This is a genomic window from Kitasatospora sp. NPDC056531 (assembly GCF_042794375.1).
Taxonomy (GTDB): Bacteria; Actinomycetota; Actinomycetes; order Streptomycetales; family Streptomycetaceae; genus Kitasatospora.
Genome location: NZ_JBHTTU010000362.1, coordinates 568 through 1,101 on the forward strand (window position 1 = coordinate 568; position 534 = coordinate 1,101).

The window sequence follows — 534 nt, forward strand, 5'->3', positions numbered from 1 at the left end:
GTGCGCCGAGGAACTGGCCGAGCACGCCGCCGACGAGGGCGCCGACCGGCATCAGACCCCAGACGACGAAGCGGAACGTGGCGGTCATCCGACCCAGCAGCGGCTTCGGGCAGAGCTGCTGGCGGAAGCTCACGGTCGAGATCTTGTACGTCATGAAACCGACCCAGCCCAGGCCGTTCAGCGACACCGCGACCGCGAATCGCCAGTCGGCCTGGTACATCGGCACGGCCGTCAGCCAGAGCAGGCTGCTCACCGCCATCGACAGCCACATCGCCCGCCCCTGGCCGATCCTGGTCACGAGCGGCTGCACGAGGAGCGCACCGACGAGTCCACCGACGGCCTCCGCGCTGAAGACCAGGCCGCACAGGAAGGGCGACAGTCGCAGGTCACCGGCGAGCAGCACCAGCAGCACGGACGCACCGATCGTGCCGCACATGTTGGAGACCGCCGAGCTGATGGTGAGCACCCGCAGCAGCCGGTGCCCGAAGACGAACCGCATGCCCTCGGCGATCTCGGCCCGCAGCTGGGCGTCAC

The 534-nt window shown here is 69.5% G+C and carries 1 pseudogene; it reads right to left on the reverse strand.

Going from position 1 to position 534, the window contains the following annotated elements:
• Positions 1 to 534, reverse strand: a pseudogene (locus tag ACFQ87_RS46445) (MFS transporter); the annotation flags it as partial.